General features: G+C 48.0%; 12 protein-coding genes and 4 pseudogenes. 10 read left to right on the top strand and 6 right to left on the bottom strand.

The window, feature by feature from the left end; translation table 11 throughout:
* Positions 1-10 precede the first annotated feature (10 nt).
* A complete protein-coding gene (locus Q3V30_RS21430; RefSeq protein WP_306213294.1) occupies positions 11-499 on the bottom strand; it encodes a hypothetical protein in 489 nt (162 codons plus the stop codon).
* Positions 500-634: 135 nt separating this feature from the next.
* On the opposite strand from Q3V30_RS21430, the pseudogene Q3V30_RS21435 reads away from it, so the two are divergent.
* Positions 635-1,430: pseudogene (locus tag Q3V30_RS21435) on the top strand (Y-family DNA polymerase); the annotation flags it as partial.
* A gap of 712 nt (positions 1,431-2,142) precedes the next feature.
* Here the strand turns inward: Q3V30_RS21435 and Q3V30_RS22790 are convergent.
* Positions 2,143-2,292, bottom strand: a pseudogene (locus tag Q3V30_RS22790) (integrase core domain-containing protein); the annotation flags it as partial.
* A gap of 327 nt (positions 2,293-2,619) precedes the next feature.
* Positions 2,620-2,754: pseudogene (locus Q3V30_RS22795) on the bottom strand (IS3 family transposase); the annotation flags it as partial.
* Positions 2,755-4,250: 1,496 nt separating this feature from the next.
* On the opposite strand from Q3V30_RS22795, the gene Q3V30_RS21445 reads away from it, so the two are divergent.
* The 7 genes and pseudogenes from Q3V30_RS21445 (at position 4,251) to Q3V30_RS21475 (ending at position 13,680) form a co-directional block, all read left to right on the top strand.
* Positions 4,251-5,270 (top strand): RepB family plasmid replication initiator protein, encoded by a 1,020-nt coding sequence (locus tag Q3V30_RS21445; RefSeq protein WP_306213295.1) that lies wholly within the window; start codon positions 4,251-4,253, stop codon positions 5,268-5,270.
* 914 nt (positions 5,271-6,184) lie between these two features.
* Positions 6,185-7,393 carry an AAA family ATPase gene (locus Q3V30_RS21450; RefSeq protein WP_306213296.1) on the top strand — a complete coding sequence of 403 codons (1,209 nt, stop codon included), beginning with the start codon at positions 6,185-6,187 and terminating at the stop codon, positions 7,391-7,393.
* Positions 7,390-8,367, top strand: a complete 978-nt coding sequence (locus Q3V30_RS21455) for a ParB family protein (RefSeq protein ID WP_306213297.1) — start codon at positions 7,390-7,392, stop codon at positions 8,365-8,367. The genes Q3V30_RS21450 and Q3V30_RS21455 overlap by 4 nt, the downstream gene beginning before the upstream one ends.
* 269 nt (positions 8,368-8,636) lie before the next feature.
* Positions 8,637-9,515 carry an IS5 family transposase gene (locus tag Q3V30_RS21460; RefSeq protein WP_306213298.1) on the top strand — a complete coding sequence of 293 codons (879 nt, stop codon included), beginning with the start codon at positions 8,637-8,639 and terminating at the stop codon, positions 9,513-9,515.
* Positions 9,516-9,628: 113 nt separating this feature from the next.
* A complete protein-coding gene (locus Q3V30_RS21465) occupies positions 9,629-10,570 on the top strand; it encodes an Rpn family recombination-promoting nuclease/putative transposase (protein ID WP_306213299.1) in 942 nt (313 codons plus the stop codon).
* A 541-nt stretch (positions 10,571-11,111) separates the two neighbouring features.
* Positions 11,112-12,673: pseudogene (locus tag Q3V30_RS21470) on the top strand (ATP-dependent nuclease).
* Positions 12,658-13,680, top strand: coding sequence for a DEAD/DEAH box helicase (locus Q3V30_RS21475; RefSeq protein WP_306213300.1), 1,023 nt, complete (start codon positions 12,658-12,660; stop codon positions 13,678-13,680). Before Q3V30_RS21470 ends, Q3V30_RS21475 begins: the two are co-directional and overlap by 16 nt.
* A 319-nt stretch (positions 13,681-13,999) precedes the next feature.
* Here Q3V30_RS21475 and Q3V30_RS21480 read toward each other — a convergent pair whose 3' ends face one another.
* Both Q3V30_RS21480 and Q3V30_RS21485 read right to left on the bottom strand, forming a co-directional pair.
* On the bottom strand, positions 14,000-14,596 hold the full coding sequence (locus Q3V30_RS21480; protein ID WP_428979277.1) for a tyrosine-type recombinase/integrase: 597 nt from the start codon (positions 14,594-14,596) through the stop codon (positions 14,000-14,002).
* 32 nt (positions 14,597-14,628) lie between these two features.
* Complete coding sequence (locus tag Q3V30_RS21485; RefSeq protein WP_306213301.1) at positions 14,629-14,880, bottom strand: hypothetical protein; 252 nt, start codon at positions 14,878-14,880, stop codon at positions 14,629-14,631.
* A 402-nt stretch (positions 14,881-15,282) separates the two neighbouring features.
* Between Q3V30_RS21485 and Q3V30_RS21490 the strand changes: the two genes are divergently transcribed.
* The gene (locus Q3V30_RS21490) at positions 15,283-15,696 is read left to right on the top strand and encodes a HEPN-associated N-terminal domain-containing protein (RefSeq protein WP_306213302.1); all 414 of its coding nucleotides are present in this window, start codon (positions 15,283-15,285) and stop codon (positions 15,694-15,696) included.
* Between the two features lie 49 nt (positions 15,697-15,745).
* A complete protein-coding gene (locus tag Q3V30_RS21495) occupies positions 15,746-16,672 on the top strand; it encodes an RES family NAD+ phosphorylase (RefSeq protein WP_306213303.1) in 927 nt (308 codons plus the stop codon).
* Between the two features lie 177 nt (positions 16,673-16,849).
* On the opposite strand, the gene gapS1 is transcribed toward Q3V30_RS21495, so the two are convergent.
* Positions 16,850-18,439, bottom strand: a complete 1,590-nt coding sequence (gene gapS1 / locus Q3V30_RS21500; protein WP_306213304.1) for a GapS1 family protein — start codon at positions 18,437-18,439, stop codon at positions 16,850-16,852.
* Between the last annotated feature and the right edge of the window lie 85 nt (positions 18,440-18,524).

Here is an 18,524-nt window from a genome sequence, read left to right on the forward strand (position 1 = left end):
CATTAAGCCCTTAGTAAAATGAAAGTGAAATCAATAAAGGTTTATTTAAAGCTTTCCTGATCTCGTTAATATGCATGACAAAGTCAATTTCTCGTACGCCATTCGGAGAAAAAATAAGGAACCTGGCATTACGGATTGTACCTTTATCCCGCCTTGCAATTTCTGCAAACAGTGCAAATGTCATGCAAACACCACGTGGAGCAATACCGACCTGTTGCAGACACTGAGAGGCACGCAAAGAGATGAGGCTCAGATTTCGGCTCAATATGGCGCTTACTTCAGCAACACTGCCTATATCTAATACGTCCTCATATAACAGTCGCAGGCCAGTGGCGTTTTGTCCGTCAAGCCAGTCGGACAGCAGAGTGGCCTCATAGTCAGCAGCGATTTTCTCATCGAGATAATTGACAATTGAACTGGACAGGCAGAACACCTTGATAAGGTCAGGTTTATAGGTCCAGTGGCAATGTTCATCATAAAAATAAAATCTGTCATCCATAACTGACCTCTTTCCGATGAGATAACGCCAGGTGAATTTATCCACTCCGGGTATCATCAACACATAAGTATTTTATTTCAACGGAATAATAATTACTCATTTCTAACTTGTGATGCATTCCATATAAACCACTTCTTGTCTCAGCGTGTAATGACTGCCCTTGAAGAAATGGCACCCCGGGTCGAGCAATACTCAATAGATGAGATGTTCCTCGACCTTACAGGTATCGATGGTTGCGAGGACTTCGAGCACTATGACCGACGGCTGCGTGCTCACGTGCTCGCAACAACAGGCCTGACGGTGGGATGTGGCCTAGGTTCGACAAAAACCCTGGAAAATCGGCTCAGCGGGTCAGCAAGGAATGGAAGCAGTTCCGGGGAGTTCTTGCGCTAACAACGAACAATCAGAAGCGGACCGAAACGTTGCTGGCAAGACAGCCGGATACCATCAAGCGCCTGCTCGGGGAAGAAGCCTGCCGCTGTCGCGGCTCGATATTGAAATTATCGAAGTCACGCTTATAGCGAACATGGTCAGATCCAGAATAAATCTGGATAAATTCAGGGCCATGGGCGTCACCGTGTCGCTTGATGACTTCGGCACCGGTTACTCCAACCTCTATCACCTGACACAGCTGTCGTATGACAAGATTAAGATTGACCATTCCTTCATCGCACTCATAATGTCCAACAAAAACCAGATGGTGGATGCGATTCTGGTCATGGGGAAAAGTCTGGAGATGCAGATAACGGCCGAGAGAATAGAACAGATGGAGGCGACACTCTGGTTGTCGGCGCACGGCTGGCTTTTTGAAATGCCTGTCCCTGCAGACGAGATATTCGGACTGTTTACGGGTAAAGCTTTACAGGAATTCGGCGCAGCCCTAAAGGGCCAGCTTTTTCTTTTAGAATTCAGCCTGCCTTTACTACCCAAGTGAGTCATTACTGTTGTGCGGCACAGGGCGCGCGTTTAGTCAGCCCTCTGTAAAGTCGGTATTCATATGCCATAAGCCGCAACAGACTCCCCTCAGCATGACGACACATTTTCATCAGGCTTTGGAATAACGTGAAACTATAGAGTGTAAAGAGTGACTTTTTGCCATCGTGCGGTGCAGTCGACCGCAAACTGTCAACGGGAAGGCACGGATGTGCATGAGAATTGCACATGAGTACCGGGCAGTTGCACTCCAATGAGGGTGCTATGTCACACTTCCGTAATAAGCTGTTTTAAACATAATGAGATAGACAGATGTAGTGTGTGATTGAGGCTTTGTTTTTTACGGGTAAACAGTCTGCTGAAGATTACTAAAGGTGAGTTTCATATTTCATTATGCTATGTAAATCCTTGGGAATTTCAGCCTGAAATAATCCAAAAAAGATGTTATTTTACATCAATTTATACATGAAATAAGGTTGGGTTAAAATCTTATGACACATATCACAATGACGATTTACACTTCAAAATTTAGCTTCATTATTCTCTACTACCAATAATGCAAAATACGAAAAAAGACTGGATGGATTGAGCCGTCTCCGGGATTACGTACATCGCTCACTTAGTAATACAGGCACCTTCCCTATCATAATTACCTTTTCTTCAGCACGCCGAAAATTCATACGCCGTCTGATTAGGGTTGATTACGAGCGTTACTTGTTAAAATCCTGACGCCGTTCGCTGATGCTTTTCCTTGTATCGCTCATTTCGCTGAACCCGTGTTTACTCGGGGATTCATCGTGAAAGCGGCCGTTAAAAATCTCAATTTTTCCTTTCTGTGTCGGCTTGCCGGACTGGAAAAACTGTAGCTCACAGCATGCACATAAACTTACTGGTCAAATTCTTTGCAGATAAAAATGACATCTGTTCAATTCTTACCGTCGCCTAATAGCTGCTAAACAGCGCAATGTTTCCCAGAAGAAGCGTGACCTGTGGGCCAGAAACCTCGAAGGGGGCGATTACCATCAGGTATTTCCTCGCGAAGTCATCCACGCAAGTAAAGCACTTTATCCTGCGTTAGGAGATCAATGCATCCATGACGAGGTCAATCGATCATATTGAACTGGACGCGGCCGGGTGGAGCGATGACAGACATTCAGTAGCCAGATCTTTACGACGACGTCTGTATTCTACGTCCAGATGCTTAGATGGTGAAGCCGGTATACGCGCTTATGATTGACATAGATCCCTTCGCGGCTCATTAACTGCCAGATGTGGCGTAACCCAAAACGCCTGTGCTTTAGTTGCAGCTCAGTAATGCGCCCCGATAAATGCGCATCAGCCGCTAGACGCTAAGCGTCATAGCAACTGATCGACAGGGGAAAACCTGCGAGTCTGCAGGTACGACGTTGCGAAAGACCCGTAAATTCACACATCAGCACCGAAGCTTTACGCTTCTGATAAGTAGCAGTGCTTTATCTGTACAGCCACCTGAAGTGCTCATTATCCAGCAGGCCATGGGGCAGAAGTTTCTTAAAACTAGTATTTTTTCCTCAAGCGATTTTTGGCGCTTAAACTCAGGCAATTTCATACCGCCATATTTTTTCGACATGTAAATAATATGGCGTTGTAGATTGCTTGTTGCGGGGTTGGTGGGCGGATACCTCGGCTTCAGCCTTGCGAAGAATATTGATGATCTGTTTGTCGTAAAAACTTCTTAGTGGCGTATGTTCACATATGCATTATGGAAATATTATTAATATCGGGGTGTGCTAATCACCGATGTGCAACTCACTATTTTATATACTTGGCCAATTACATCGGTCAGACATTGATCTGAGATTTTGAATCTGCATTATATAAAAAATAAATAATTTATGGTGTATATCAGCATCGTCTCTGGCCAGGTAGGGGGGATTGGATAGATAAGGGACGATTTGTGAGGTAAAAGCGATTATCAATACACCTATAGCGTTAATTTTTGGTATCACTGTGTGAATTCTGCAGGGTTATCACCCACAAAATTCGAAACAAATCACGTAGCGATCTCTGGGATAACCAATTTTTGAACGACATGTGAATTTAATGAAAGATTATTCTGAGTAGAAGATCAGTCATTTTTCGGGAATTTCAGCCTGAAATAATCATGAAAACACCAATAAAATCAATGCATTAATTTAACTTTACTGATGGGTTATGTCGTGCGGATTGTACTTATTCTAAACGCTTTTTATCAAACTTGATGTGGGTACTTATTTGACGACCTGAACTGCATCATCTTTTACTCAAGAGCGTCATAAAATCTACTTTCAACGGAGATTGTTAGCAAATTCTTCTTCAGAAACAAGGTTACTATCAAGTTACTGGATCAAGTCCCGATATTTATGAGCTTTTGATAGAGTTTTTCACCGAATCTCCAATTTAAGAGTGTATACCTCTGAGTGTTTGTAAATCTGATTTTAGAGTCACTTGGAAACCGCATGTGACGGATACGGAAATGCCCACAGATTTTTTGTGAAAACATCCTGATTTTATCCCCGTTACTCACAGGATTGATCCAGTAATAAGATCTTATAACGATCCTATATCGATCCTAAACTGCCAAAACGATCCCCGACAGCTTGAAAGCCTTGCGTAGCGTGGGCTAAGAGCCGATCAGGGTTATCAGTCATATGCAAAAGATTAGCAGTCATATGCAAAAAGTTTTCGGTGGTATGCAATTGGTTATCGGCTGTATGGTATTTTATTTCCACTCGTATGCTGGTAAGGTTATCCGTCATGTGCTGCCGCAATTTAACCTGTTGATAAATGGATTTAAGATATGGCTAAAAAAGTCAAAGACTTAGATAGCATGACCGATGAAGTGAACAAAAGAACGGGGGAAGTTGTCCACCTGAATCCTACGGCGAATGCAACCGTTCAACCGGTAGCATTAATGCGCCTGGGTTTATTTGTTCCTAACACCGATCATGCAAAATTAAAAAACTCTGTCAGTACAGTGAAGTCTACGGTAGATGCTAGCGAAGATCTTTACCATCTTGAAGTTGTAAAAAGGGAAGGGTACAAGGACATCTCCATCCGTTCTGAGCGTCTGGACATGGCCACTGACTTCCGGGTATGGCTTGGGATCATTCGGTCGATATACGATAGTGGTACTTTTGCCGGTAAATTGAAGCTCCCCTTCACCAAATTTTTACAAAACTGTGGTTTTGACTCGAAGCGCTCAAATAAAGACATGAAGAAACGCATAGACGACTCTCTGATGCGTTTACGCGGTGTCACCATACAATTTCGTAATGATTCTGGATCGTTGACTACAGGGCTCGTTAACAGCGCTCAGTACAATATGGCAAAGAACGAGGTCGAGATTGAAGGGGATGACAGACTCACTGATCTCTACCAGATGGATTACAAAGTATATCTACGCCTCAAAGCGATCGATCATCTTCCCCGTAAAGAATCGGCTCAGGCTCTGTATACGTTCATAGAGAGCCTTCCTAAAGATCCCGCGCCTGTATCAATGAAAAGGTTACGTGAAAGGCTTCGCTTGAAATCTCGCGTGGCTTATCAGAACCATATCGTACGTAAAGCACTTGAACAGCTTAAAGAAATTAACTACCTAGAGTACAGTGAGTTTAAAAGGGGTCGATCGGTCTACTTCAACATCACCAAGCGTAATCCTAATCTTATCCCTAACAAACAGCCTAAAACGGGCCATGCAGATACCCAGGAGCCTCAGATTGTGGATGAAAAAATGATCGCTAAAATTTCTAAGCTTAAGGATTCTGGATTCACGGAAGAAGAGATAGCCAAGATCCTTATCAGCCTTGATTCTGAGTGATTACTTTCGTTCAGGAAGGAGTGCATACGACTGGAATTTTTCATGAAACCTTTTGATTTCATGTGGATAGATTGCTGGTTTGAGCATTTCCATCACGTGTTTTATGAAGCCGCCGCATTCGAGCTTAAAATAATCTCTTTTTGCATACGACTGGAAACCTTACAGCATTAAAGCAATGATTTAGCATACAACTGATAACCTGCAGTACGAGGATTCCTTCTACTTCTCCCCCTTCAATGCATACAACTGATAACCTACGCTGGGTTACGCTTTCACACGAATTTATCACTGAGCATCTAACTTACTAGTCTACAGGCCTATTTTAATGACCTAACTGCATTATAGAGCCATATGCAACAATGCTAGACATGGTAAACGCATACGACTGGAAATGTTTGGTTAACCTTTACCCATATCGTAGCCATCTCATATCAACTTTTGTCTGAACCGACTCCTCCAGCTTGGAACTGCCTGATCTTTTCTTAAGATCCCTGTTAAAATCGCTTATATAAACTGCTACAGAGCATACGACCGATAACTTTTAGCACATGACCGATAACCTTTCTTATGGGGAGATCAAACATGAGGGCTAGGAACAACACCCCGCAATCGGCATAGTAAAGCATACGACTGGAAACTTTATGCATACGACTGCCAACTTTTGTTGAAGGTTTGATTATGGGCAGTTAGAACATCACCCTAATACACATTCTTCCGGTAGGAAAAACAGAGTGTCTTGCATACGACCGATAACTTTTTTTGGATTTAATGCATACGACTGATAACTTGCGGTCATAAAGTTTTCATCCGGTTAACTTTTCTGAGCCAGTACAATAATTTTCTGATTTACGATAAAAGTTGCACATTTAATTTCGGCTTGTACACTAGCTGAAATTTCCGGTGAGGTTAACTGCATGAAAAGTAACTATGGTGGTGTTGACGAGACTGCCCGCAGAGCAAATGCCATGCTCCGTAGCATGAGTGATGACATCATTGATAAACGTCATGAGTTTGGACTTGATCGCTATTACCAGACCTTTACGCGAAATTCCGTTGCCAATATGCCTAAGCTCAGCCGTCGTGCTGTCGAGCAGGCTATTGATGAAATGGAAGAGCAGGGACATGAGTTTGGTAAAAAAGACGCCGGTAATGCCAGGCACTATGCTCTGACCGTTGAAGATGTTGTCGACATCTATGCACACCGTAAAGTGCCTAAATATCGTGATCTGCATGAAGGCGAAGGTCCCTTCGTCATCTTCGTGGTGAATCTGAAAGGTGGGGTGTCAAAAACGGTCAGTACGGTAACGCTTGCACATGGACTCCGTGTACATCCTGACTTGTTGCAATATGATTTACGAAACCTGGTAATAGACCTCGATCCACAAGCTTCCAGCACCATGTTCCTGAATCAGGCTCACAGCATAGGTTCAATCATGGAAACGGCTGCTCAGGCCATGCTGAATGACCTTGATGCCGAGCAGCTGCAGCGTCAGATTATCCAGCCGACAATAATTCCCGGCGTGGATATCATTCCTGCCTCGATTGATGATGGGTTTGTTGCCAGCCAGTGGGGTGAACTGGTTCGCGAAAACCTTCCGGGCGTTCTGCCTTCAGAAGTGCTCCGGCGCAATATCATCGATCGCGTAGGTAAAGATTACGATTTCATCTTTATCGATACGGGGCCGCATCTGGATGCATTCATGCTGAATGCTATTGCCGCCAGTGATTTGCTGTTAACGCCGACCCCTCCCGCACAGGTTGATTTTCATTCAACGCTTAAATACCTGACACGACTGCCTGAAATGCTGGAGCAACTGGAAGAAGAAGGCGTCAATCCGCGTATCAAAGGGAATATAGGCTTTATGTCTAAAATGACCACAAAGCGCGATCACGAGATGACCCATGGCCTTGCCCGTGATGTTTTTACCTCATATATCCTCGATGCGGTATTGCCGCGACTTGATGGTTTTGAGCGCTGTGGGGAAACCTTTGACACCATTGTCAGTGCGGATCCGCAGTCTTATCCTGGAAGTGCTGAAGCCCTTAAAAACGCGAAACGCGAAGCCGAGCGTTTCACTCAGGCGGTGTTCAAGCGAATCGAATTTATAAGGGGTATCAAATGACCAAAGTCATGAAGAAAATGGGCCGTACACTGGGTAATTCAAACTTCTCCAAAATGCTCAGCGAAAGGGAAGGGGAGCGCGTGTTTGTGCTGAAGTCGGGGAAAGAAGCCCGCTTTGTACTTACTAAGATCCTTCATGATGATATCGAAGTCCAGACCTATATTGACTCAGCTGTGAACGGTCGCGATCAGTCGTTGTTGACCCCAGAGTCCATCAGCGATATTGCCCGCACGATCACCCTGCAGCAGTTTTTTCCCGCCATAGGGCGCGAAGTCGATAATCGCATTGAAATTCTGGATGGTTCACGCCGTCGGGCAGCCTGTCTTTTCAATGGCATGCCATTTGAAGTCCTGGTTACAAAAGATGAACTCGATATCAGTGATGCCCGTCAACTTGCAGTAGATATTCAGACGGCAAAAGAGCATACGCTTCGGGAATTAGGCAAACGCCTGAAGGTGATGAGTGACAATGGCATGAGCCAGACGGAGATCGCCAAAGCTGAAGGCATCTCACCGGCCAAGATCACCCGTGCATTTCAGGCAGCCGCTGTGCCTGATGAAATGATTGCCGTTTTCCCATCCTTAAGCGATCTGGCAATTCCGGACTATCATTTACTGCTGGAGATTGCAGAGCAGGCTAAATCCAGGCAGGTAGACGTACTTGAAGTGGTTGAAGGTGTACGCGTCAGGATTCAAAAGGATGGGACGTATGATGCTCAGGACCCGCTCAATAAAACGAAGATTATTGGTTTCTTCAAAGCTGAAAGCAACGGTCTGAAATCGCCGCGTAACACGAAGAAAGCAGTGGTTGAAAAGCTGGCTGAATTCAGTGATAAAAAGCAGTTTGCCCGTAAAAAGACCGATGCTGAAAAAAGACTTATAACCTATGAATTTTCACGCATTCCAGCCAAATTTCATGCAGAACTTGATGCGGCCATAAAGTCCGTAATGGATAAACTTCAGGCAGAAGAATAACTACCTGAAGAAAATACTGACCTTCCAGATCTGAGTGCAACAAGCCTCACGAGAGCCAGTCGTGAGGCTCATTTTATGATAAAAGTGACTTTGTAGAATAAATCGGATTTAGATATTAACTCTCCTCCACTGACTTCCTCAGGCAATCTGAATCGCCACGGATAATCTAGACACTTTCGAGCCGTTGTCTACTGTCGTGGGGCCGTCCATAGATGACTCAGAGGTGTCTGTTAAACCCGTGGCGAGGCTTTGTTGAATAAATCGAACTTTTGGCCGTAATCAACCGGGGCTCACTGACATTCTGGCTTGATGAGTCGGCTATCCAGACCTGGTATGACGAGCCAGACACGTCTTCACGTGGTCGTCCGCAACGTTATTCTGAGCTCGCTATTACCACCGTACTGATGCTCAAACGCGTCTTTCGCCTCACGCTGCGCGCCACGCAGGGGTTCATTGACTCCATTTTTACCCTGATGACGCTTCCGCTCCGGTGCCCGGATTACTCCTGCGTCAGCAGACGGGCCAGGTCCGTCAATATCCCGTTCAAAACCCCCACGCGCGGCGAAATAGCCCATCTGGTTATCGACTCCACCGGATTAAAAGTCTTCGGGGAAGGAGAGTGGAAGGTGAAAAAATACGGCCAGGAAAAGCGCCGCGTCTGGCGTAAACGGCACCTGGCGGTGGACGCTGATACGCATGAGGTTATCTGCGCTGACCTTTCCCTGAACAATGTGACGGATGCAGAGGCCTTCCCGGGGCTTATTCGCCAGACCCACCGGAAAATCAGAACCGCCTGCGCCGACGGAGCTTATGACACCAGACGGTGCCACGACGAACTGCGGCGTAAGAAAATCAAAGCACTTATCCCGCCGCGAACCCGCGCAGGTTACTGGCCGGCTGAATATGCCGACAGAAATCAGGCGGTTGCCTGGCAACGGCTGATGGGAAGCAATGCGTACTGGAAATGGCACACGGTTTACAACCGACGTTCGGTGGCTGAAACGGCAATGTACCGTGTCAAACAGCTGTTTGGTGGGCATCTTACGTTGCGGGATTATGATGCGCAGGTTGGGGAGGCTATGGCAATGATCCGCGCATTAAACAAAATGACGCGTGCAGGCATGCCAGAAAGTGTACGGATTGCCTGAGGGAGTCAGCGACGAGGGGAGCTTTTATCTAAATCAGATTTATTCAACAAAGCCCCGCACAGCTCCTTAACTGTCGTGATACTATGTCCGTGTCATTTAGAGAGTCAGCATGGATGAAGATGAAAAACAGCACCCCAACCCCTCATGATGCCACCTTCCGGCAATTCCTCACGCAGCCCGAGATCGCTCGGGACTTTATGGAACTCCATCTTCCGGCAGAGCTGCGCGCGCTGTGCGACCTCAGCACCCTTAAGCTGGAGTCCGGATCCTTTGTCGAGGACGACCTCCGCCAGTACTTCAGCGACGTCCTCTACAGCCTGAAGACCACCGCCGGGGACGGCTACGTTCACGTGCTGATTGAGCATCAGTCGTCTCCGGACCGGCATATGGCCTTTCGCCTGCTGCGCTACGCCGTGGCGGCCATGCAGCGCCATCTTGAGGCGGGTCACAGGAAGCTGCCGCTGGTGATACCCGTGCTGTTCTATACCGGAAAACGCAACCCTTACCCGTATTCCACCCGCTGGCTGGATGAATTCGATGACCCGGCAGTGGCAGAAAAACTCTACGGCGGCGCCTTTCCCCTGACAGACATCACCGTTATCCCGGACGATGACATCATGGATCACCGCAGTATGGCGGCCCTCACGCTCCTGCAGAAGCATATTCACCAGCGCGACATGGCCGCACTGACCGACCGGCTGGCCACCCTGCTGATGGCAGACTATCTTTCTTCACCTCAGGTGACGGCGCTGATACACTATTTACTGCAGGCGGGAGAGTCGGCCGACTCCGAAGCCTTTGTTCGCGAACTGGCACAGCGTGTGCCGCAACACGGAGACGCACTCATGACCATCGCACAGCAGCTTGAACAGAAGGGCATTGAGAAAGGACGGCAGGAGGGGATCCAGCTTGGAGAGCAGCAAGGCATTGAAAAGGGCGAGCGCGAAGCAACCCTGAAAATTGCGCGAACCATGCTGCAGAATGACCTTGACCAGAATATCATCATGCAGATGACCGGCCTTACGGAAGATGAGCTGGCGCAAATTCACCACTGACTAGCCCGGCCATTTTCCCGGGCGCTCTTCCTGGCATCCCGATACGCCTTCTGATGCGCCCGGTTCCTTTTGAGGACGGGGTGTCCGCTGTGAAGCCTGCCAATAAAGTTTTTTGGGATGCGTCCTCCGCATTTCGACCGGATAATTTGTCAGCACACCTCTGAGTCAAAAAAACGCAGTCTTCCCGGCCAGCACACCTTTATTATCGGTATCAGTATGCTTCCGTCCGTGGCTTGTGCTGATACTTTCTGAAGAAAGTGCCCGTCGTTTATGGCGTAATATCCTTCTGTGCTTCAGCCGGAAACAGGCGAGCGTGCGCTCTTGACCAGATGCGACCAGTTATGCTCAGGATTTGTTCAGGAGACTTTTATTTCGTACAGGCGGCGTGGCATGATGATAACCGCAGCGAGATGCTCTGCATTTTTTTGGCACTGCCGAAAGCAGTTTCATTGAGCGACAGGGATCCAGAATTGCCAGAGGCTCAGCCAGTAGAGAATGACCCGCCCCGGGTTTTCCGGCCGCATAATTCAGGGAAGAAACAATGCCCGTCATAACGCACCTGATGCTCAAAAATTTCAGAAAGTTTTCTTGGCTGTCTCTTTCTTTCCAGCCTAGCAGAAATGTGATCATCGGAGACAACGAGTCCGGTAAAAGCAGCATCCTGCTGGCGCTGGATCTTGTACTCAGCGCCAGCCGGCACAGGGTCGAAACGCTGGGCATTGAGTCGCTGCTTTCACTGAATGTCGTTGAGGCCTTTCAGGCCGGGGAGCGGCGTGCTGATCTTCTGCCTGAGCTGGTGGTCGACGTGTTTCTCAGTAATGGCGGAAATCCCGACCTGAACGGCCGGCAAAACCTGACCGACAGAGAGGCCGACGGGCTCAGAATGTGCATTGCCCCGATGATGGATGAGTACAGTCGGGATATCTGCCACATCCTGGAGCAGGACCCGTCAAATTTCCCCTATGAATATTATGCCGTAAAGTTCACCACATTTTCTGGCAGCCATTGTGCAGGTTTCCGGCGTTATCTTCGTCATCTGCTGCTTGACAGCACCCGTATAGACAGCGATCACGCCGCTCAAGAGTTACCCGCGCCGTCTATGGCGTAAACGTTCCCCTGCAGGACCGGTACAGGCTGGAAAATACCTGGCGGCAGCAGAAAAATCTCTTTCGGGAACAGCATCTTTCTGGTGTGAATAACGGGCTGGAAACGTATCAGTTCAGTGTCCGGTCTGGCGCCCGGGCCTGCCTTGAAGCCAATCTCGACATTACCGAAGAGGGCGTTCCGATCCGGAACCGGGGCAAGGGCAGGCAGTGCTTTATCAAAACCGAGTTTGCGCTGCGCCGGCGGGAGCAGCAAGGTGAACTGCACGCGCTGCTGCTTGAAGAGCCGGAAAATCACCTCAGCCACATCAGCATGAAAAAACTCGTCAGTCAGCTGGCGGCAGAACGGCACACACAGCTGTTTATCGCCACGCACAGCAGCCACATTTCATCCCGTCTGGATCTGCGTAATGCCATCCTGCTCGGGGAAAGCGGTCCTGTGCTGCTGCAGGAGCTGTCGGAAGACACGGCCAGCTTTTTCATCAAGGCGCCGGACAATAACGTGCTGGAGTTCGCGCTCGCACGACGGGTTATTCTGGTTGAAGGGGATGCGGAATTTATCCTTATTGAGGCGTTTTACCGCAGCCTGACCGGGCGCGCTCCGGAAGACGACGGGATACACGTTATAGCCATCGGCGGGACAAGCTTCTGGCGCTACCTTGAGCTGGCGCGGCTGCTGGGTAACCGGGTAGCCGCACTCCGCGACAATGACGGAAATTATCAACAAAACTGCGTTGAACGCTATGAGTCTGTGCTCTGCGCGGGTACGCGGGTATTTGCTGACATGGATAGCCGCCGGTCCACCTTCGAGATCAGCCTATACCAAGACAACGCAGCGCTATGTGAGGCCACCTTTTACACGCCCCGGCGCCGACTGACGGTGCAGGAGTATATGCTGTCAAACAAGACTGAGGCCGCCTTCAGGCTGCTGAGGGAGCACGGGGAAGATCTGTCGGTACCAGCCTATATTTGCGAGGCCATCGCATGGATAAGCGCGTAGTCTTTGCCGTCGCCGGCTCCGGTAAAACCACCCTGCTGGTAGAGCGTCTCCGGGAAGACAGCTGCGCTCTTGTTCTGACACATACGGTGAATAATGAAACGCATCTGCGTGCCAAGATTATTAACCGCTTCGGCTTCCTGCCGGACGGTATCCGGGTAATGACCTGGTTTGAGTTTCTGCACGGATTCTGCTGTCGGCCACTGCTGCAGCAGCAGATGGGGATCCAGGGCATGAGCTTCAGTCAGCCGCCGCAAAAAATTCGCCGGTCAGACCGGCTTCATTTTCAGGATCGGACAGGACGTATCTACCACTGCCGGCTTTCCCTGCTGCTGATGTACCGTGAAATGATGCCGGAGATCCGCGTCCGGCTTGAACGTTATTATGATGAGTTACTGGTTGATGAAGTGCAGGACTTCGCCGGCCATGACTTCAATTTTTTACTGGAGCTGTGTGCGGCAAGGGTGTCAGTGATGCTTGCAGGCGATTTTTATCAGCATACGTTCGACACGAGCCGGGATGGTGCTACCAACGCTACTCTGCACGATGACATTTACCTCTATGAAAGCCGCTTTCGCGCGGCGGGTATCATGTCCGATCGGGAAACGCTCAGTAAGACGTGGCGATGTTCACAGACGGTCTGCGCATTCATTTCCGGATATCTGAACATAGGTATTGAGGCCCACGTCCCGCATACGACCCTGATTGAGCATGTCAGCGATCCGGCACGCGCCGCCGCTCTGCATGCGGATGGAAGCATTATCAAGCTGTTCTACCGCGAACACCATCGATACGGATGCTTTTCGATGAACTGGGGCGCCAGTAAAGGGCTCGATCACTTTCATGACGTCTGCATCGTGATGGGCGCAGAGCACTGGCGTAACCTGACCCGTTGGACGCTACAGGCGCTGCAGCCTTCCTCACGAAACCGCCTTTACGTGGCCTGCTCTCGCGCCCGGGGAAATATCTGGTTCGTCCCGGAAACCCTTCTTCGTCCGTTCAGGACCTGATCGTTAATGCCGTACTGTCAGGCAGCATGGGCGGGCAGCGTTCAGTTCTGAGGATGAGACCGTCTTCTCCCGGATGCAGCCGCGCGAGCCGGCCAGCCTCGCAGTGTCATTTCTCCAGAATCCTGCCTGTGCAGCAGACTGACTGTACTGCCGTATTTGGGTGGTGGGCTCTTCGCGAAAATGCGCCAGATCCGCGGGTATAAATTCTGGTCGGGGCAGTTCTGCCGGTGCCGGACCCGGAAAATTCATGGTTCAGAGAGGGAAAGTATTTTTTTGGATGCAGAAGCGTTTCCTGAGACAACGCTGCAGTCAACCTCCATCAGTTTGTAATTAAACGCCCGCCCGGGAAACCCGGCAGCAACAGCTGGCTGGCCTCGTCCGGATCCATGGAGAACCGCACCCCGAGCTGTCGCGCCACGTCCATTGCGAACACCCGGGTGTACCACTCGGTGGACTTGGCGTCCTTGTGGCCCATCAGGGTCTGGATCACCTTCTGCGGCACCTGGTGCTGCACCAGGTGCATCGCAAACGAGTCCCGGAACGTCTTTGGCGTCACCGGGCGCACCGATAACGTGACACCGTCACGCACGGCGGCCGCCACCGACTGGCTTATCCAGCTGCGTGCCGTGTCCTCACTCTTTATATCCCACAGTCGTGCGCCGCCCGCCGGCTGCGCCGTCGCAAACCACTCCCTGAGCCGCTGCACGTATCCGCCGTCGGTCAGCGGCACCGCGCGCGGCGGGTTGTCGCGGATCTGCGCCTGCGTGTCGCGCTCCGCCTGCTGCTCCTCCTTCGTCGGCCGGCCGCGCCGGCGTCCACGGCTTCCCGCCGCCTCTTCCAGCCGGCGCTGTTTGAGGGTTCTGAGCACCACGAACGGCGAGGCCAGCGGCGCGCCGGTGACAGGATCGTCCAGCACGAAGTCCTCTTTCGTCAGCGGCAGTATTTCGTTCAGCCGCCCGCCGGTGTTCCACAGGGTGTCGGTGAACAGGCGCTTTTAAGGTCCGGCATCTTCGACAGCAGCACGGCCACCTCGGGTGCCAGCAGGTAGCGGGGCATGTCGGTGCCGTAGGCGGCGGCGAGGTTTCGCAGGGCCCCCGCGCTTTCGTAGTCAAAGTAGCGCGCCGCAGTGGTATTGCTCATATTGTGAACGCTGACATCGCTGCGTGAATTCTGCCTGACTTCCGGGGGTAAGATGCCCAATTTTTCATTCTCCGCGATCTGATGTCATGGAACGTATTTTCCCGCATCTGTCCAGAAAAAACGACCGCAATAAATCGATCCACTGCGGATGCTGAACGGATCGATTTTTCGGCTTTTTACCCGTATACGGAGAATAACCTGGTCGGCGGAAATTAAAAAGCGGGGCGCCCACGTGCGGTACGGGCAGGATCAGAGCGTAACCTTCTGATGGTAAAGGAAAGAAGGCGAAACGGGCGGGGGAGAGCCGGTACCAGGCACTCTGGGCTGAATACCTGGTGAAAAGAAAAACAAGGAGATCACTGCCTGATAAAACTCCGGTTCACTTTCACCAATTCTCCCGACAAATGTTACTCTGATGAAAAGCGGACAAAACCTGCAGCTGGCTCTGATATCGGGACAATCATGAACGAAGATAAATACATATGTCATACCTGCGTGGGTGAAGAATATATCAGAAATCATATACGGGAAAAAGGGAAGGCTAACCGTAATTGCAGCTACTGCAATAAACGCAAAAAGAATGTGGTGCTGGATGAAATAGCCGGAATGCTTCATAAAATGTTTATGGAGCATTATGAGCAGCCAGAAGATGGTCCGTTTTATTATGACAGCGGTGAACCTGCTGAATTTATTATTCAGGATGAACTTCACGTTGATGAGGAACCAGCAAAAGACCTGTTAAACGTTATGATAGATATCTATAACGATCATTACGGCACTGAAATTATTTATGACGAAAGTTTCCATTTTACTAAATCAAAGCGTACAGTAAATTCAATGGGTTACGCATGGGAGAAAATGGAGGAATCTCATTAAAAATGAGTCACGTTTCTTTAACCAGCACGTTAAAGAGTTTCTTGATGATTTGTTTTCCGATATTGAAATATTAAAAACGGACAAGAGCCAGAACGCCATCCATGAAGCCAGCAGTGAAAATATATTTTACAGGGCAAGGGTTTTTGAAAATATCGAAGACGCGGAGAAGGCGCTGGAGCATCCTGAACGGTTCTTCGGACCACCACCGAACGAACTGGCCCGATCGGGCCGTATGAATGCGCATGGCATACCGGTTTTTTACGGCGCTACTGCCCCTGCTATCGCCGTGGCAGAGGTCAGGCCTGTCGTAGGCTGTTATGTCGTGGTGGTGCCATTCAGGCCGCTCAGGGAGCTAAAAATTCTGGATATATCGGCTCTGAACAACCTGACTGAGGTAAGAGGAAGCGTGTTTGATCAGCGCGTGGCAAATCTGAATGACAAAGCAAATTTTATGCGTACCCTGTCGAGAAAATTGACGCTGCCGGTCTCCGGGAAAAATCCTGAGAATGAGTATTTGATTACCCACGCCGTTTCCGAATATCTGTCTGTATCGGATAAATACAGGCTGGATGGAATAAGCTTTGATTCGACTCAGCATCCCCGCAGAAAGAGATCTGCCTGTAGGCATCAGAACGTGGTGTTATTCAGTAAGTCATCGGCAATCAAAGGTGCAGAACCTGATTCTCGTTCATATAACATAGAACTTTTTGAACATGTTGAAGAGGATATATGGATGTTTGCACCGACCATTCAGCCGCTGGAAAGGAATAAACGAAATAAATATTCATTCTCTTGCTCCAGTGAGAAACAAAATTACTCACTTGAGATTTTATCCGACAGTATTGTGTTCCATAAAGTTAAAGGTGTTTATTATGAACCAGACCCCACAGATATCAGTCTTCTTGAACCGCTTTTTCCTAAAGACGGCACGCAGCTTACCCCCCTGAAAATGAAGACTTCATATAAATATATATGATGCACTATGCAGCCAGCCAGACTGGCGCTTAACGCCACTCTGTGCCGGTGGCAGTCCTGTCAGACAACATTGGGAATTATGCCAGGCACTCTGTAGCCAATGCCTGGTTTAAAAAATCAGTTTTATCAAGCCGCTGTCTGACGAAAAGCAGGATTATAAAATATTTTCTCGTTGTTGCTAACGTGCCGTCAGGGAGTGAAGAATTTTAAGATATTTATCCAGTTGACCATCCCAAAATCCCGATGAGCATTTCTTAATTTCGCCTATTTTGTGTATCAAAGCTAATACACCGGTTCGAACGGGTTGTCTGTCTGCCAAATTAGCAGGCGAGTAAGATGCCAGATGCATTCCAAAATTCATTTTTCTTTTATGAATAACTGCATCATCAGATGAAGCTTTATCTATAATATCTGTGATTGCTATTTTTTTATCTTTGCACACGTCTATTAAATACTCTAATTCATCAACAGTAAGGTAATAAACCCTTTCCAGGGCAACAGGAAGATATCCGTACTTACTCTTTATTTCTAAATATAATCCTGGAGATATATTATTATTTAAGAAAGTCCCGGAAGAAATAAAATGATCTTGGTTAACAACTATGATAATAGAATCTTTCTCTGAAGGGGCTCTTTTTTCTATAGTATTGATCTGGTTGCAACAACCCTGAGCCTGAATAATGCCATGTTCAAAACTTGATTTTAGCTTACCCTTAAGATGAATTGGGTCGACAGATGTCTTAACCGCCCTATGGGGTTCAATAGCCTTGGAATCAATAAAAACATAACCGTCTCCTTCGCGCAACAGATAATCTACCATGACGTTCTCAATATTATTATCGCGATAAATCAAAGTGATATCTTCCTCCGTAACCAGATAAGGAAATGCCTGACGAATGTAGCTTTCCAGATAACGTTCCACCAAGGGACCAAGCTTATCTTTATATTGACCAGAGTTATGTTCTTTCAGCACCATAGGAACGATTGAGGAAAACGAGCTTAGAAGAAGGTTTTTTGACAAAGTAACTAGAAAGTTATTTTCCATAAGAAAAGGCTTCCTTAATAGTGGAGTCTCTTCGAAATATTCAGAAACATGTTGTCTTTCAGCGCTGTATCCACTAAAAAAACCTGCTAGCTCTGTCTCCCGTAATGATAACAACGAGATATATTTCCTTAGCAGACCTTCGCCAAAATACGGATAAAGTGGCACTATCAAATCTCTCACATTAATACATGTAGATTCAGTTTCTTTAATATTTATAACAATCGTCAGCAAGTAAAAAGAAATTGTATAATAGTCTTCAAGCTTCAGACCTGTCTGTGCAAGAAAGGTCTTCCTGAACCAAGGGGAATCACATTCACAGTGCCACTGGTATTGTCTTACCAGAGAATGCATACAGGAGTGAAACGAAGATTGATAGAAAACCTGACCAATAATCATTCTTCTTAATTCAAGTTCAATACCTTCTGTTTTTTGCAAATCCGAAGCATCCGACTGCAGCTCATATATCCTGTTAATAATCGAGTTGAATTGTTGCTGGTTTATGTCAGTGGGGTTTTTATTGACGTTACCTGTATATTTCCATTTTAATGCCAGGAAGCAGCACCATGGAAAGTTTGATATTAGGCCATTTTCTGGTTTACGCAGTGACTGAAAATGAACATAAAGCATCTCTAAAAATGACTTATTTGAGTACCTGTTTAATTTTTTTCTGATCGCATCAACCTTATTGCCATAATTGTTACGTGTTTTGATCTGCGGATACACTGGCTTCCCCTAAAGTAGATAACGCAGGATACTAAACCCGTTTTTTAAATCCCCAAGCATTGGGTGTAGCTGTCGGGAGAATGGA

The organism is Erwinia pyri, assembly GCF_030758455.1.
GTDB lineage: Bacteria > Pseudomonadota > Gammaproteobacteria > Enterobacterales > Enterobacteriaceae > Erwinia > Erwinia pyri.

Coding starts and splice junctions, on each gene's coding strand:
- Q3V30_RS21430 (WP_306213294.1), bottom strand. CDS start 499: ATGGATGACAGATTTTATTTTTATGATGAACATTGCCACTGGACCTAT.
- Q3V30_RS21445 (WP_306213295.1), top strand. CDS start 4,251: ATGGCTAAAAAAGTCAAAGACTTAGATAGCATGACCGATGAAGTGAAC.
- Q3V30_RS21450 (WP_306213296.1), top strand. CDS start 6,185: ATGAAAAGTAACTATGGTGGTGTTGACGAGACTGCCCGCAGAGCAAAT.
- Q3V30_RS21455 (WP_306213297.1), top strand. CDS start 7,390: ATGACCAAAGTCATGAAGAAAATGGGCCGTACACTGGGTAATTCAAAC.
- Q3V30_RS21465 (WP_306213299.1), top strand. CDS start 9,629: ATGAAGATGAAAAACAGCACCCCAACCCCTCATGATGCCACCTTCCGG.
- Q3V30_RS21475 (WP_306213300.1), top strand. CDS start 12,658: ATGGATAAGCGCGTAGTCTTTGCCGTCGCCGGCTCCGGTAAAACCACC.
- Q3V30_RS21490 (WP_306213302.1), top strand. CDS start 15,283: ATGAACGAAGATAAATACATATGTCATACCTGCGTGGGTGAAGAATAT.